The 16,930-nt window shown below is 38.0% G+C and carries 13 protein-coding genes; 3 read left to right on the forward strand and 10 right to left on the reverse strand.

All coding sequences use genetic code 11. The features are described 5' to 3' along the window. Positions 1–199 precede the first annotated feature (199 nt). Positions 200–1,237 carry a LacI family DNA-binding transcriptional regulator gene (locus tag ACQR30_RS11595; protein WP_429735235.1) on the forward strand — a complete coding sequence of 346 codons (1,038 nt, stop codon included), beginning with the start codon at positions 200–202 and terminating at the stop codon, positions 1,235–1,237. On the opposite strand, the gene ACQR30_RS11600 is transcribed toward ACQR30_RS11595, so the two are convergent. The 10 genes from ACQR30_RS11600 to ACQR30_RS11645 form a co-directional block, all read right to left on the reverse strand. After that, positions 1,231–3,174, reverse strand: a complete 1,944-nt coding sequence (locus ACQR30_RS11600) for a sialate O-acetylesterase (protein WP_429735237.1) — start codon at positions 3,172–3,174, stop codon at positions 1,231–1,233. The genes ACQR30_RS11595 and ACQR30_RS11600 overlap by 7 nt on opposite strands. Before the next feature lie 49 nt (positions 3,175–3,223). Then, positions 3,224–4,321, reverse strand: coding sequence for an endo-1,4-beta-xylanase (locus ACQR30_RS11605; protein ID WP_429735239.1), 1,098 nt, complete (start codon positions 4,319–4,321; stop codon positions 3,224–3,226). Positions 4,322–4,324: 3 nt separating this feature from the next. After that, complete coding sequence (locus ACQR30_RS11610) at positions 4,325–6,508, reverse strand: glycoside hydrolase family 3 N-terminal domain-containing protein (RefSeq protein ID WP_429735241.1); 2,184 nt, start codon at positions 6,506–6,508, stop codon at positions 4,325–4,327. Between the two features lie 185 nt (positions 6,509–6,693). Further along, positions 6,694–7,713, reverse strand: a complete 1,020-nt coding sequence (locus ACQR30_RS11615) for a GntR family transcriptional regulator (RefSeq protein WP_429735243.1) — start codon at positions 7,711–7,713, stop codon at positions 6,694–6,696. Positions 7,714–7,755: 42 nt separating this feature from the next. Then, positions 7,756–8,889: an aldose epimerase family protein gene (locus ACQR30_RS11620; protein WP_429735245.1), complete on the reverse strand. Its 1,134-nt coding sequence runs from the start codon at positions 8,887–8,889 to the stop codon at positions 7,756–7,758. Positions 8,890–8,918: 29 nt separating this feature from the next. Then, positions 8,919–9,659, reverse strand: a complete 741-nt coding sequence (locus ACQR30_RS11625) for an NUDIX hydrolase (protein ID WP_429735247.1) — start codon at positions 9,657–9,659, stop codon at positions 8,919–8,921. A 36-nt stretch (positions 9,660–9,695) separates the two neighbouring features. Continuing rightward, complete coding sequence (locus ACQR30_RS11630; protein WP_429735249.1) at positions 9,696–11,096, reverse strand: sugar porter family MFS transporter; 1,401 nt, start codon at positions 11,094–11,096, stop codon at positions 9,696–9,698. Positions 11,097–11,115: 19 nt separating this feature from the next. Next, the gene (gene araA, locus ACQR30_RS11635; RefSeq protein WP_429735251.1) at positions 11,116–12,609 is read right to left on the reverse strand and encodes an L-arabinose isomerase; all 1,494 of its coding nucleotides are present in this window, start codon (positions 12,607–12,609) and stop codon (positions 11,116–11,118) included. Between the two features lie 47 nt (positions 12,610–12,656). Further along, entirely contained in the window at positions 12,657–13,358 is a 702-nt protein-coding gene (locus tag ACQR30_RS11640) for an L-ribulose-5-phosphate 4-epimerase (RefSeq protein WP_429735253.1), read from the reverse strand. Positions 13,359–13,386: 28 nt separating this feature from the next. After that, complete coding sequence (locus tag ACQR30_RS11645; protein WP_429735255.1) at positions 13,387–15,045, reverse strand: ribulokinase; 1,659 nt, start codon at positions 15,043–15,045, stop codon at positions 13,387–13,389. Positions 15,046–15,366: 321 nt separating this feature from the next. Between ACQR30_RS11645 and rhaT the strand changes: the two genes are divergently transcribed. Both rhaT and ACQR30_RS11655 read left to right on the forward strand, forming a co-directional pair. Then, a complete protein-coding gene (gene rhaT, locus ACQR30_RS11650) occupies positions 15,367–16,443 on the forward strand; it encodes an L-rhamnose/proton symporter RhaT (RefSeq protein ID WP_429735257.1) in 1,077 nt (358 codons plus the stop codon). A gap of 35 nt (positions 16,444–16,478) precedes the next feature. After that, positions 16,479–16,930 (forward strand): class II aldolase/adducin family protein (locus ACQR30_RS11655; RefSeq protein ID WP_429735259.1); only part of this gene is annotated, 452 nt, incomplete at its 3' end.

A 16,930-nucleotide genomic window follows, 5' to 3' on the forward strand; every position in this document is an offset into this window, starting at 1 on the left:
CCTTTATCGACGAAGTACCTATATCTATTCCTAATAAAAGCATATTTTTGATTAATGTTTATTTATTCTCCGACAACTCGTTTTACTATATTTTTAGTAGAAAACATTTTAGAATGCTAAAGTATAACATTTTTAATATAATTTGCAATCGATTGCAATTTTTTTTATAGAATTTAAAAAATATTTTTGTAAAACAACTATGCAAAAAGAAATAACCATTTACGACATCGCGGATAAATTAGGTATCTCTGCTACGACTGTCAGCCGAGGATTAAACGACAATCCACGTATCAATAAAAAAACAAGGGAAAAAATTCATGCGACAGCCAAAGAAATGGGCTACCAGCATAATACACTCGCAAGTAATCTACGCAAGCAACAAACCAAAACAATTGGCATATTACTACATGAAGTTAATAGTAATTTCATCACTTCTGTGCTTGCTGGAATTGAAAAAGTTCTTGCCAAAGAACACTACGATATTTTAATTACACACTCGGCAGAGTCAGGAGAAAAAGAAATCGCCAATGCCAAGAACTTATTGAATAAGAGGGTTGATGGCTTAATTGTATCGCTTGCTCTTAGTTCAAAAAACATAGATCATTTTACGCCTTATTTTGAACGAAAAATACCCGTCGTCTTTTTTGACCGTATAATTCCAGAGGCCGACTGCACAAAAGTAGTAATTGATAATTTTAATTGTGGTTATAACGCCACCGCTCACTTAATAGCACAAGGCTGCAAAAAGATCGCACACATAACAGCTGACCTGGCTCGTAACGTTTATAATGATCGCTTTCTTGGCTATAAAAAAGCACTAAAAAATAATAAAATAACTTTCAAAAAAGAACTGGTGAAAGTCTGCAATCTAGATAAAGCAGAAACTATTGCAGCGACAAACGAATTACTTAAACAAAAACCTGATGCCTTCTTTATAACGAGCGACTTTGCGGCTGCAGTATGTATAGAAGTCTTGCATGAACATAACTTACGCGTACCGAAAGACATTGCCGTGTTTGGATTTAATAACGATACATTAGGAGACCTAATTACGCCTAAACTTTCGACAATAGACTATCCGGGAATATTAATGGGCGAGGTTGCCGCTGAAGAACTAATGAAAAAAATTAAACTCAAAAAGAACAACAAAAAACTTATCGATCAAACAATCACTATTCCGTCGGAAATAATAATAAGACAATCTTCTTTAAAGAAAGATTATAAAAAATATCAATAATTAACACTGGCTTCAAATGGTGACGCCGGTAATCCGTCCGTATTACAAAGATTGGCTCCTTCAGGATTATCGGCCCAAGCGTATCTGACATATACAGGGTTGTCAACCCTACTACTATAAACAATTACATGACCACCCTCAATTTTTGCTTTAGCCCAAATATATTTTTTATCTTTTCCTGCTATCGAAAAATAAGTTAATGGCTCCTGGTCACCAGTCGATAATCCCCCATCTACATTTGTAAAAGATAAAATCAGTTTATCTCCTTTTCTCTCGATTGATTTAAATAAAGGTCCGGAGTAATTAAGAGAAGATTCGCCATACACAAAATGCCGAGCCCATAAAGCCAAACGGCGACCAACTTCTTGCTTTTTTACAGGATGAATATCATTCCATTCGCCCAAACCTATTGTAACGGCCATACCAGTATTGGCGACAGATAAGGTGTTAAATTGTTTCTGTCTTAGCTCAGCCCAATCACTTTCAGACGGTGCCGAATTTGCCGGTTCAAAATTGGGTAGTTGCACATAATAAAAAGGGAAATCACCCAGTTTCCAATGTTCACGCCAATCAAAAATAAGCGAACGCATTAATGAATCATAATTATCGGGGTAGTTCGCATTTGATTCCCCCTGATACCAAAGTGCGCCTTTAATTCTATAATTCAGCAATGGTGCAATCATTGCATTATATAAGCCACCCGGTTTCCAACGAATAAACGTTTGCGACGGTAACTCAGGCATTACAGCACCTATTTTATATTTCCATAAACCTGCTACACTGACGGTATCATTTGCAGCAATTATTTCATAACGTTTGCCTGGGACAAATCCCCCTTTAGCAGCATTACTAACCACGCGAACTACAAGTTCATTGCGGCCTTCTTTTAAAATGCCAGCAGGAAATTCATAGCGTCTGCGGGGATATAAATAGGAGGTCGCACCGACAAAATTCCCATTAATAAAAACCGAATCCGCATCTACAATTCGCCCTAACCAAATCATGGCAGGTTTACCAGTCATTTCTTTAGGAATATTGATTGATTTTCTGAACCAGACCACACCATTAAAACTGCTTTGACCTTCATCACCCCAATAACCGGGAATATCCATTTGATCCCAATTGTCATCTTTCAAATTATTGCTAACCCAATTTGCTTCCAACCCCTTATCTTTTTTATTTAAAAGTGTGTACCAATGATTACTAACACTATCATCGTGCTTTTGAATGTTCGCAATAAGCGCGTCATTTTTAAATTTCTGTCCTTCTTGATACAACGCAGGAAACCTTTTCAAAGAGTTTTCACTAATCCATGACTCAGCCGGAGAACCACCCAATGAAGCATTGATAATACCAATAGGGATTTTATATTTATTATAAATATCTTTGGCAAAAAAATAAGCCACAGCGGAAAAGTCTAGTACATTTTGCGGGTTGGCTGACTTCCACTCTCCACCTGGCAAATCATTCAACGCTTCCTTAAAATTGTAAGTTTCGGGCACTTTAAATTGCCTGATATTTGGATTGGCACTTCTAGCTATAACACCTGCATAAATATATTTAAAGCTGCCTACCGTATGTTCCATATTGGATTGTCCGGCACATACCCAGACGTCACCAAACAATATGTCTTTCAATTCAACAGACTTTTCATCACTCGTAAAAGTCATTACATAAGGACCTCCTGCTTTTTGTGCAGGAAGGATTATTTGCCACTTGCCTTGTGCATCTGTCTTAGCTTTAAATATTTTGTGATTAAAATGAAGAATGACCTTTTTCTCCGGCTTTGACCATCCCCATAATTTGACATTGGTATCTCTCCGCAAAATCATTCCGTCGCTAATAAGCCTGGGTAATTTTAATTGTGCAAATCCGCCTTCAGAAATACAGAGAAGTAATAACAATACAATTACAAAACGATATTTTGATATATTCATTTTATTAAAATTAAAATCTCTATAACCATCAGAACAGTATTAAACTTTCTTAAAATTTAACCACATCCCAATAAACCGGCTTACGTTGCAAAGAAGTATCAAATAATAAAGGGTAATTTTTTCTGCCTTCCACCGGATAATGATCCAGCCAGGTATCTTTGTCGGATACATTCCAGAACGTAACACCGTTAATATATTCTTTATATTTTCTAAAAATGTCAAATACCATCTTATATTCACTTGCTTGTTTCGCTTTTAATGCCATGCTATACTCATCATTCTCATTCGGTTTTTTCGCGCGCTGGTTTTTCTCCCAAGGGAAAATGGAAATATCAACTTCAGTAAACTGAATTTTCAACCCTAAAGAAGCAAATAATTTAATTGTAGACACTAATTCTTCCTTCGTAGGTTCATAAATAGACCAATGGGCCTGAATACCGATACCTGTAACGGGAATACCTTTAGCAAGTAATCCTTTCAGAAGCCGATAGACTCTTTTCCTTTTTTCAGGGCGGATAACATTATAATCATTATAAAATAGTTGGGCATTCGGATCAGCCTCGTGTGCATAACAAAACGCGCTATCGATAAAATCTTCGCCACATATTTGATACCATTTAGAATTGCGCAAAAGCTCTGTACTATCATCCGATATGGCTTCATTGACTACGTCCCAGGCATAGACCGCATGTTTATATCGATTAACGACGGTAAAAATATGGCTTCTTAACCGTCCTAATAGCGTATCCTTAGAAACTGTCTTGCCTTCCTTGTCTACAAATAGCCAACCTGGTGTTTGTTGATGCCAACACAGATTATGACCCCGAATTTTCAGATGATTTCTAACAGCAAAATCGACAATAGAATCTGCATTACCCCAATTATAAAAATTTGGTGCAGGGTGAATGGGGCCCATTTTCATGTCATTTTCTGGTGTAACACTATTAAACTCTTTTAGTATAAGTGCACCCTGCTTGCCCGCGATATTATGAATATTCACAGCTACACCAATAGGAAAATAATTTTTATAATAATCCTTTAAGCCCTTTTCTGATGAGGATTTAGAAAAATGACCAGTATAATTGCACCCCATCGAAAAAACAAATCCACCTATAATAAGCATTATTGCTTTTCCCAGATTTTTCATCTATTAATTTTTAATAGCTACACTTGCAGCTACTAGTTTTGAAGCACCTAATTCTTGGCTCCTTTCAATCGGAGAGCTTCCGCCAATATATATTTTCAACTCACCATTTGGAATGACCGCTTTGCCGTCTGTATTATAAATTTGCATCTCTTGAGGTGTAACAGTAAAGTGCACTATTTTAGATTCATTGGGCTTCAGCGAGATACGTTTAAATCCTTTTAAGGAATATAACGGCGTTAGATAATCTTGTTGCGCAACAGATAAATACATTTGCACCACTTCATCCGAAGCTACTTTTCCGGAATTAGTAACTGTCGCTTCTACGTCAAAAGATTGATTTTTCGTTATTTCTTTTTTGTCCGTTTTATTATTCTTATAGATAAAGTTGGTATAAGAAAGTCCAAAACCAAAAGGATACATTGGTTTATCCGACATAAAACGATAAGTACGGCCTTTCATAGAATAATCAGTAAAAGCAGGCAATTGATCTAAAGACATGGGGAAGGTAACAGGTAATTTTCCGGAAGGAGAAACTCTACCAAAAATCACATTTGCAACCGCGTTTCCACCTTCTTCACCAGGATACCAAACCAACAAAACTGCATCGGACAATTTATGCACTTCTTCCAAATTCATTGGGCTTCCACCTGTAATAATGGTAATAATTTTTCCTTTATAACCATCTCTAAGCTTCTTTAAAAAATCAATTTGGTTTTTGGGCAAATTATAATCCAGTCTATCGCCATAAGTTGATGAGGCAAGCGCATCACCCTCTTCTCCTTCTATAGTGCCATCGATCCCTAAGACAGCAAAAATAACATCACACTCTTTCGCATCTCCGGTTGTCCAATCTTCCGGATTAGAATTAGGCGCGTTCAACATAATGCCTTGTTTAAACTGTAATTGGCTCCCTTTGGAAACCTGCCCGGCAATACCTTCTAATATAGTAGTCATTTTGTTATTTACACCATAATAATTCCCTATTAGAGCGTTGATGGTCGAGGCATTAGGGCCGGTGATGAAATATTTGGGCAAATCATTTTTTAAAGGTAATGCTCCATCATTTTTCAATAAAACTATTGACTCTTCGGCCGCCTTAAGTGCCAGTTGTCGATGCGCTTCACTATTGATTACATCAGCACCAATCTTATCATAAGGATCCGTTCCTACCGGATTAAATAAGCCTAACTTAATTCTTGTGCGGGTAAGGTTCGCTAAGGCACTATCGATTTTCGCCTCAGTGGTCAATCCTTGTTTTACTGCATTATCAAGTGCCGTAAAAGTATTACCACAATTCAAATCAAGCCCGTTGTTGATAGCGAGCGCGGCAGCAGCTTCCGGCGTTTCAACCGTTTTGTGAAACTGGAAGATATCGGCAACGGCATCACAGTCAGAAACGATATGTCCTTTGAAGCCCCAATCCTGTCTCAAAACGGTGTCCAATAAATAACCATTCCCGCTACAAGGTATTCCATTGACTGCGTTATAAGCCGCCATCACAGATTCTACACCTGCCTTTACCAAAGCTTTAAAGGCAGGAAAATAAGTTTCGTGTAAGTCTAATTTTGTCGCTATGGCATTAAAAGAGTGCCTATCACCTTCGGGACCACTATAAACGGCGAAATGCTTGGCACAAGCTGCAGCCTTTAAATAATTGGGATTATCACCCTGCAAACCTTGGACAAACGCCACGCCCATTTGGGAAGTCAAAAATGGATCCTCCCCGTACGTCTCCTGACCACGACCCCACCTGGGGTCACGAAAAATATTAATATTAGGTGTCCAGAACGACAACCCGCCGTAATGCAATTCATAACCTCGTTTGCGGTCAATATTAAAACTGGCTCTCGCTTCATCCGAAATAGCGGAAGAGACTTGTTTAAGTAAAGCCGGATCAAATGTTGCGGCTTCACCAATGGCTTGCGGGAATACAGTCGCAACGCCCGAGCGACCAACGCCATGCAAAGCCTCATTCCACCAGTTATAAGAAGGTACGCCCAATCTTGGAATGGCAGGGGTCGCATTCATCAATTGATTTATTTTTTCATCTAAAGTCAATTTCGAAATAAAATCATTTACTCTGGCATTGACAGATTTTGTAGGGTCTTTAAAAACTTGTGATTTCCCTTGAAAAACGGGTGCAAGCAATAAACAGATAGAAAGAAAATTGAGAAAATATTTTTTCATCCCGGTCAAATTTATAATTTAAAAATGAGAATAAATGAATAAGTCAAAAAAACGGTTGTAACGCAAATGAACTTTAATTCAATTGCAATATAGAACATTTTTTTAAAATATTGCAATCGATTGCAATATTTTAAAAAATAATACTCCTCGTGTATCTACCTCTATGAATCCAAAGTGAATATTTTTTACAGCGAATCTCTTAAGACAATAGAGAAAGGAACTTCCACCTGTTTAATTTGCTGACTGGAAATAAGGTCAGCCGTTAATATCCCCATCTGCTTAAAATCGGTTGAAATAGTTGTAATGCCTTTTAAGATAATTCTTTTAAGCGGCGTCTCATTGTATGAAATAATGCCCAAATCTTTTCCGATTGTCACCCCTTGTTCATTAGCCTTCTCAATCAAAGACACAAGATCATTTTCTATTACCGTAATATAAACCGAGCCGACAAGTAATTTCTCGTCTACTAAATCGTCTATTACTTCATACCTGAAAGCATATTGCTGGCAGAATTTTTTGAACCCTATGATAATTTCCTTAGGGTAATAACTTTGTTTTGGGAAGACAATCTTAATAGTGTGATATTTACTCAGTCGCTCTAAGGCTGTTTCCAAGGCACTATAAATATCATTCTCAAAATTTTCGTAAACCACTGCACACTTATTTCTTAGGAATGGCAATTTCTTGTCGAGCAATACAACTTTTTCAGGAGGTAGATGATTGATCAATTCAGGCACCAAATCCTCTCCTTCTATAAAATGTGGAATGATTACATAATGTGTGTAATCATCTTTTCTTTCAGATAGCAGTTTTTTAAAAAGCTTGAAGTCGTTATTATAAATATAAAAATCAACAAGCGTATCCTCATCTAAAGAAGCAATGAAAGCATCATACAAGATTTTCTTATGAGCACTTAATTTATTAAAAAGCAAGAAAATCTTTAGTCTTGGTGTATAACTCGAAACTTTTATAAAATAGCCCTTACCCGGTACGGAACCCAGCACATTCATCCCCTTCAGTCTTTTATATCCTTTCTCTGCCGTATCTCTGGATATTTCAAGTTCCGCGCTTAAATCGTTTATGGAAGGCAGAATATCGTCTTGCTTCAAATGTCCCAATTCCATAGCAGAAATAATGGCATTGGACAATTGAATATACATGGGTGTTGCCGAATAAGGATCTATTTTTATATAATCAAAATTCATTTTCGAATGAGCATTGTTTCATCTACTATAAACTTATAAAATCTATTTTAAAGATAATTTATAAATAGCTTCTTGATGGAATTTTTCTCCTGGCCTCAAAATGGTATTGGGGAAATTCTTTTGATTAGGGCTATCCGGAAAATGCTGTGTTTCTAAAGTTACACCTGTGTATTTATTTATTTTTTGCCCTCTTGCAGTTAAAGATCCATCCAAAAAGTTGCCTGAATAAAACTGTATTCCGGGCTCTGTGGTATAGACTTCTAATAACCTTCCGGTAGAAGTGTCACTGATCGAAGCTGCCAATTTATGAATATCACCATTTGTATTAAGCACAAAATTATGATCGTAACCACCTGGAACTTGTGCAATCCTTGCACCTATAGCAGTTGGTGTAGTAAAATCGAATGGCGTTCCTTTAACGGGAACAATTTTGCCTGTTGGTATTTGAGCAACAACCGGAGTATAATTGTCGGCATTAATCATCAGAAAATCGCTCAAAATTGTCTTACTTAAATCTCCAGATAAATTAAAATAAGCATGGTTGGTTAAATTGATGGGAGTAGCTTTGGTCGTAGTGGCATCATAGGTAATTTTCAAAGCATTGTCCTTGTCTAAAATATAATGGACTGTAACATTTACCTCTCCAGGATAACCTTCTTCCCCATCTTTGGAAATGTAGTTTAAAACAAGTTCGGGCTTGGTACTATCGGGCACAGAAACTTTCCACAATACCTTATCAAAACCTACATTACCGCCATGTAAATGATTAGCGCCATCATTTGTTGCTAACTGATATTGTTTACCATCTAAGGTAAACTTACCTTTTGCAATTCTATTGGCATATCGACCAATCAAAGCTCCGAAATAAGGCGGATGCGCCAAATAGCCGCTTAAACTATCAAAGCCTATAATTACCTGCGTAGTATCCCCCTGTTTATCTGGGAATAACCAACTTGTAATGGTGCCTCCATAATTGGAAATGCATATCTTAGACCCATTACCATTATCCAACTGATAAGAATAAACAGTCTGCCCTTCATAACTACCCCAATCCTTTACCTGTACAGCATTATGCGACACCTTCTCTTTAGTTTTCGTTTGTTCACTTTGACAAGAAAATAAAAAAGTGCTCATCGTTGCTATAGCAAGAAATGGAATTATTTTTTTTGTTTTCATTATACTCCTTTTTAGATTTTATCTGAAAATTATTTGTCTTTTGTTTTCGAGGCCTTAGCATCTTTCTTTTTAAATTCCGGCTTATAAACGAAATTGAGAAAAGTACTGAAGCCATCCTTATATTTTTTTCTATCCAATTTATAATAATAGGCACCCTTTTTCGAGCTTAACTTATCTCGATCTATCTGCTTTATAAGCATACTGGTAGAAGTAAGTTTACGACTAAAATTTCCCGGGTCAAAACTCACATTATACAATTCTTCAAACAATTGTTGTGCTTGAGGTATTGTAAATTTTTCGGGTAAAAGTTCGAATAATAATGGATGTAGCGCTGCACGATAACGCAATTGTTCTTTCGCCATCTCTACCATAATATTATGGTCAAAAATCAACTCAGGGTAATCATTAATGCTAACCCATTTTGCATGATATCCGGAAGATATTTGTTGTTGGTATTTTTTAATATCAATCAGCGCAAAAAAGGCAACTGCCACTGTCCTTTCTTCACAATCCCTATCCGGCGCACTAAAAACACGCATTTGTTCCATGTAAACGCCCTCTAAGCCCGTAAGCCCATTCAGAACCCTGCTAGCTGCGTCTTCTGCGCTTTCGTTTTCTTTTACAAACCCTCCTACCAAACTCCACGCACCTTTCAATGGTTCGAAACCACGCTCGATAACTAACAATTTCAAACCACCATCGTCGTACCCAAAAATTATACAGTCAACAGCCAATAATAATTTTTTTACCTGGTATCTGCGTTTTATCATAAAAGGGTTTTTAGATCAAATATATTTAAGCTATTTTTAAAGCATGGCTCCAGTTCCAGTAAGCATAGTTTCCAATTCCTCCAAGGTTTTACCCTTGGTTTCCGGCACCCAGCGCCACACAAAAAAGAAACCAATAATATTACAGACGCCAAAAATACTAAAATTTACCACAGGACTCAATTTTAGTAAATAAGGAGAAATAAAAACTACCAAAAAAGTCGCTAGCCACAAAACACAAGAAGCTAAAGATAAAGCTTTACTTCGTATATGATTAGGGAATATTTCAGACAGAAGAACCCAAGTTACAGGAGCTAACGTGAAGGCATAAATACCAATATAAGCCATCACAAAAATGAACACGATTGTCCCATTTACATTCGCACTGTCAAATGACCAAGCCAATAAAAACAACATTAAGGCCATACCTGAAGTGCCAACGAGCATCAATTTTTTCCTTCCCATTTTATCTATCAAAGCAATAGCCAAAATAGTAAAGAGGAAAAATACCAAACCTACAAATACCGCATTCAGTAGACCGTCTTTAATGTTGATATTAGCTTTCTGGAAAATCAATTGCATATAGGCCGTTACGCTATTTGCACCTGAAAACTGCTGTAGGGTAGCTAAGCCAAACCCAATCAATAAGGTCGGCAACAGCACTTTCCCAAATAACTGTTTATAGGTACCGTGCTTATCACTTGATTTCAGTGAATCATTAATTTCCTTTAGTTCCTTTGCGGCAAAGTCATTATCACCAATTTTCTTTAGGACCTCTTCTGCTTTATCATTAAAATGTGCTTTTACTAACCAACGTGGACTTTCTGGAATAATAAATAAGGCTCCAAAAAATATGGTAGCAGGAACGACCGCAGCGCCGAACATCCAGCGCCAGCTTTCTACATTGTTGGGGTCACCAAAACAATAACTCACCACAGTTGCTAATAAAATACCTAAGATAATGGTCAATTGGTTGGTCGTAACCAATTTACCGCGTATAGGGGCAGGTGCGATTTCTGCAATATACATCGGCGATAATACGGAGGCAGCTCCCACACCGATACCTTGTGCAAAGCGCCATCCAGCCAAGTCAAATGCATTTTGAGAAAGTGCAACTGCAATGGTTGTCAGGATGAGTATAAAAGCAGTAAAAATTAACGTTTTCTTTCGCCCATATTTATCGGTCAACCAAGCCGTTAAAAAAGTACCAGCCATACAACCTACTTCAAAAATGGCTACCACCCAGCCTAGCATAAAGCTTTCCAAATGGAATTGTTTTTGGATGAATGGAATCACTCCGGTAATTATACCTAAATCAAACCCGAACATCAATCCACCCATAGCCGCAATAAGGCTAATGAGCAATACATAACCTTTGTTGTAGTTGTAATGCGTACCCAAGTTCTGACCAGGTTTCGCATCGAAGGAATTCATTTGCATAATCAGTTGCTTTTTTTTATTATTTAAAACAGGTTTCGTTCCACCTTAATTCATTCTTAAACTGTCTTAGAGAAGTATCACCATCAATAACAACGCTTTCCATATTGGCAATTTCAGCAAAGTCTTCCAATTGCTGTGTACTGATGTTTTGGCTATAACATGTATGATGCGCCCCACCAGCTAAAATCCAAGCTGCTGCTGCGGTCTCTAAATTTGGTTTGGGTTTCCAAAGAATGCGTGCTACCGGCAATTTTGGTAAATCGTTTTTCGCTTCTACTCCATCCACTTCATTAATAATTAATCTAAAACGATTGCCTAAATCTACAAAGCTCGCCACCAATGCATTTCCCGGATCTCCATTAAATACAAGTCTTACCGGGTCGGCTTTACCACCAATACCCAAAGGATGTACTTCACAAGAGGCTTTCTCCGAACTTATGCAAGGATCTACCTCCAACATATGCGAACCCATCACTAATGGATTTTTCGGATCAAAATGATAGGTATAATCTTCCATAAAAGCATTGCCTCCTTTTAATCCTTTACCCATTGTTTTCATCGCTCTTACAAGTGCCGCCGTTTTCCAATCGCCTTCACCGGCAAAACCATAACCAGCCGCCATTAGCCTTTGAACTGCAATTCCTGGCAGCTGTGCCAAACCGTGTAGATCTTCAAACGTGTCTGTAAAGCCTTTGAAATTACCATCTTCCAAAAAGGCCTTTAAGCCTAATTCTATTTTAGCCGCTTCATACAACGAACTTCGCTGTGCACCGCCCTTTTGTAAAGAAGCGACGAGCCGGTAAGTATCTTCATACTCCTGCATCAATTTTTCTACTTCACTATCACTGATCGCATTGACAACTTTCACTAAATCACCTACAGCATAGGTGTTCACAGAGAATCCTAATTGCAATTCAGCACTTACTTTGTCTCCATCTGTTACGGCTACAAAACGCATATTATCACCAAAACGCGCAATCTTAGCGCCTTGCCAATCGGCCCAGCCCGCGGCTACGCGCACCCAGTCACCAATTTGTTTTTGTACATCTTCTTCACCCCAAAAACCTACCACGACTTTTCTATTCTTTCTAAGCTTAGCAAAAGCATGGCCAAATTCTCGGTCACCATGAGCACTCTGGTTAAGGTTCATAAAATCCATATCAATACTTGACCATGGTATATCCCTATTGAATTGTGTGTGCAAATGCAAAATTGGTTTTTGCAAAATATGCAATGCTCTCACCCACATTTTAGCAGGGGAAAAGGTATGCATCCAGCAAATAACACCAATACAGTTCTGAGATTGATTGGCATCAATAAATGTCTGAAAAATTTCTTCCGTCGTTTTTACTGTAGGCTTTAATACCACATTGGCGGGTATTTGCGTCGATTGATTAAAAGCTTTAGCAATCTCGCCAGCGTGTTCTGCCACTTGTTTTAAAGTTTCTTCCCCGTATAAATGTTGGCTTCCAACGATAAACCAAATCTCTGAATCTTTGAATGTTTTTGTCATTTTATTTTCTTTTGTGTATTGATTATTTTAGTAAAATATTGTCCAATTTATTCTTGCCCATAATAAGCGTTACCGCCATGTTTTCTTTCATAATGTTTGGCAATAAGCGCATCTTTTAATCTGGCGGCGTTAGGATTTATTTGCCTTGTGAGATACGCCATTTGTGCAATTGACTCAAGAACAGTACTATTATAAACGGCTTTATCGGCAGTTTTACCCCAGGTAAATGGTGCATGATTGCCCACCAAGATCATTTCTACTTCTTCATAGCTAAGATGGCGTGCTTTTAATTCATTGATGATTTGAAAACCTGTTTCGTGTTCATAATTACCTCGAATCATCTCATCATCCATTGGTGGTGCACAGGGAACATCTGTTACTAAATGATCTGCATGTGTCGTACCAAAAATTGGAATATCCTGTTGCGCCTGCGCCCAAGCTGTAGCATAAGTACTGTGTGTATGTACGATGCTGCCTATATTATCCCACGTTTTATATAACAATGCATGGGTAAGCGTGTCAGAAGAAGGTCTCAATTCTCCTTCGACAGTATTTCCTTCGAAATCAACAATCACCATGCTTTCAGGAGACAATTTTTCATAAGGGACACCGCTGGGTTTGATGGCAAAAACCTTTTCTGTTCTGTCTACCACGCTTACATTCCCAAATGTAAAAACGACCAAATTATATTTGGGCAAAAGCATATTGGCTTGGTAAGCAGCCTGCTTTATTGATTGATATTTATCCATAATTATTCTTAAAATTTATTCTCAGACTTTAATAACGTGCTTCAATGGACTTGGCCAATGATTTATATTTCTCGTATCGTTTGGCATAGACTTCCGTTACATTTTCGTTCGGCATATAAACTTTGTCAAAGCCCTGCCCCATTGCATTCATTGCCGATTCCACATTTGGATAAATACCAGCTGCGGTAGCGGCAAACATTGCAGCACCTAAAGCGCAACTCTGTTCCGATTTATGTATTTTGATAGGCATGTCCATTATATCTGCCATCTGTTGCATGATGAAGGGATTCTTTTTGGCAACACCGCCAATACCAATCAAGCCCTTTACCGGTACTCCTTCTGCTACAAATCTTTCTACAATGGCTTTGGCCCCAAAGCAAGTAGCTTCTGTCAATGCCCGAAATAGTTCCGGGGCATTACTGGACAAATTAATATCTGCAATAGCGCCTTTTAATCTTTGATTGGCATCGGGTGTTCTCCTTCCATTATGCCAATCAATAGCGATTTCCGCATTTTCTGTGACCTCAATCGCCGCCGCCTTTTCTGACAAGAGTGGGATGATTTGATCCATTTGATTTTTTATATCAATGGCCGCTTTCTTTTGCGGATTTATTTTTTCATACAAAGATTGCATTGGCCAGCTCAACAAATTTTTAAACCAGGCATATATATCTCCAAATGCGCTCTGGCCAGCCTCTAAACCGACCATTCCAGGAATGATAGAACCTGAAACCTGTCCACAAATACCCTTTACCAGGGTGTCTCCTATCTCATTTTGTGGCACGACCAGCATATCGCAAGTAGAAGTGCCCATTACTTTACTTAAATAATAAGGTTCTATTTGTCCACCTACGCAACCCATGTGACAATCGAAAGCACCACCGCCGATTATTACATTGGTTGAGAGACCTAGCTTATCAGCCCATTCTTTGCATAAAGTTCCTACTGGTTTGTCAGCAGTGTAGACAGTTTTATCCATTTTATCTACGACTCCATCTAATAAAGGATCTAAAGATGCAAAAAAATCATTTGGTGGGTACCCGTTAAATTCTTCTGCCCACAATCCTTTATGCCCCGCTGCACAGACGCCTCTTTTTAAATCTTTGATATCTTTACCCCCACTTAATAAATAAGGAACCCAGTCGCAGTTTTCTACCCACCCAGCCATCGCTTTACCTACTTTTTCATCAGTGCGCAATATGTGTAATAACTTTGCCCAATACCATTCAGAAGAATAAATTCCTCCTACATATTTAAGATAATTGGTGTCAAATTTTTTAGCATGGCTATTTATTTGCGCTGCTTCTTCAACCGCAGTATGATCTTTCCAAAGCACAAACATAGCGTTCGGATTTTGGGCAAATGCCGGCGTCAGCGCAAGCGGCTTACCTGTAACATCCACAGCTATCGGTGTAGAACCCGTACTATCGACTGAAATAGCCCGCACACAACTGGCTACCTCCTGTCCCGCTTGCGCGATACAATCTTTTATGGTGGCTTCGATACCTTCCATATAATCCAATGGATGTTGTCTAAACTGATTATTTTCAGTCTCGCAATAAAGCCCTTTACTCCATCTAGGGTAATAAAAGGTCGATGAAACCACCTCCGTGCCATTAAAAGCATTCGCTATTATTGAACGTACTGAATCCGTACCGAAGTCTATCCCAATCACATAATTTTTCATATATAATAAAAATAATTCATAAATAAATTGTCCCTGAAGTTCCTCACATAAGAACAGCAAAATAAATAACGAACCAAAGTTAGGGGTTTGTTTTGTATAATTGACAATTAAAATTGTAATTTTTACTTTTTAATAGATGGAGGATTCTTTGAGCAAGTTCGGGCCTTCTAGTTAGACATATTTGGTTTTATATCACCAACGAAGCAAACAAAGAATAAATTAAAGGAGGAAGCATAACAGTGCAGGATAGTTAATAACAAACATACGTTTATCTTTGAAATTGTATATTCAAAAACTTATTCAAAACTATAAGGGAATCATATGGAAGTAATCCTCGGCATCATTTATCACTTTTTTGGAGGCGCTGCTTCCGGAAGTTTTTACATTCCGTATAAAAAAGTAAAGGGTTGGGCGTGGGAATCTCTGTGGATTGTAGGAGGAATATTCTCCTGGCTATTCATTCCCTTTTTAGCAGCTTGGCTGACTATCCCTGAATTTTCTGAAATCATACGACATACCGCCGGAACGGTACTTTCCTACACCTTTATTTTTGGCGTTTTGTGGGGCATCGGGGGATTAACTTATGGATTAGGCGTCCGCTATCTGGGCGTTTCTTTGGGTAGTACAATCATACTTGGACTTTGCTCCGTTTTTGGCTCCCTCATTCCTTCTATTTATTACAACTTCTATCCCTCCGCGGGACATGATACTTTTACCGATTTGTTATCCCACACTTGGGGACAGATAACATTAATAGGCATCCTTATTACGGTGATCGGCATTATTATCTGCGGGAAGGCAGGAATGATGAAGGAAAAAGATTTGCCGGGAGAACAAAAATTAGACGGTGCATCTGATTACAAATTTGGATTGGGCATATTTGTAGCTATTGTCTCTGGTGTATTAAGCGCATGTTTCGCATTTGGTATTGATGCAGGTAAAGTCATGGCCGACCAAGCGAATGCTATATGGAAGATTGCCAATCCTGGGCAAGGTGAATTCCTCTTTCAGAACAACGCTACTTATATTATTATCATGTTAGGCGGCCTTGCCACCAACTTTATATGGTGCATGATTTTAAACGCACGCAACAAATCTTTTGGTGATTATATTAATAAAAAAACACCTTTATTAAAAAACTATATTTTTTGCGCATTGGCAGGGACAACCTGGTATTTACAATTCTTCTTTTATGGCATGGGTGAAAGCAAGTTAGGCAATGGTGCCAGTTCATGGATATTGCACATGGCATTTATAATTCTGGTAGCCAACATTTGGGGACTGGCACTAAAAGAGTGGAAAGGTGTAAGTAAAAAAACATTCAGAACTATATTTTTAGGCATAACAATAATCATTATTTCTATATTGGTAGTGGGTTATGGCAACTCTCTTAAGTAATCATTAATCATTTATTATAATAACAACACAGTATTATGTCAGTTGAAACAACAAGCTTTAAACACGTTAGCTATCTATGGGACAAGGCGGAAGCCGCAAAACTTGCAGGCGATGAAGTCGCTTTATTAATATATCGTTCCAATTTATTGGGAGCAGATTTGAGACTTACCAATTACGGCGGAGGCAATACTTCCTGCAAAGCAATGGCAAAAGATCCTTTGACCGGAGAAGAGGTGGAGGTAATGTGGGTAAAGGGATCAGGTGGAGATTTAGGCACCTTAAAAAGCAGTGGGCTAGCAGCACTATATGTTGATCGTTTAAGAAGCCTAAAAAATATTTATAAAGGAATTGAACAAGAAGATTCAATGGTAGCTTTATTTAATCATTGCATTTATGATCTTAATTCAAAAGCGCCGTCAATTGATACACCGTTACATGGTTTTCTTCCTTTCAAACATATAGATCATCTGCATCCGGATGCGGCTAT

The sequence above is a fragment of the Arachidicoccus sp. genome, assembly GCF_050436765.1.
Classification (GTDB): domain Bacteria; phylum Bacteroidota; class Bacteroidia; order Chitinophagales; family Chitinophagaceae; genus Arachidicoccus.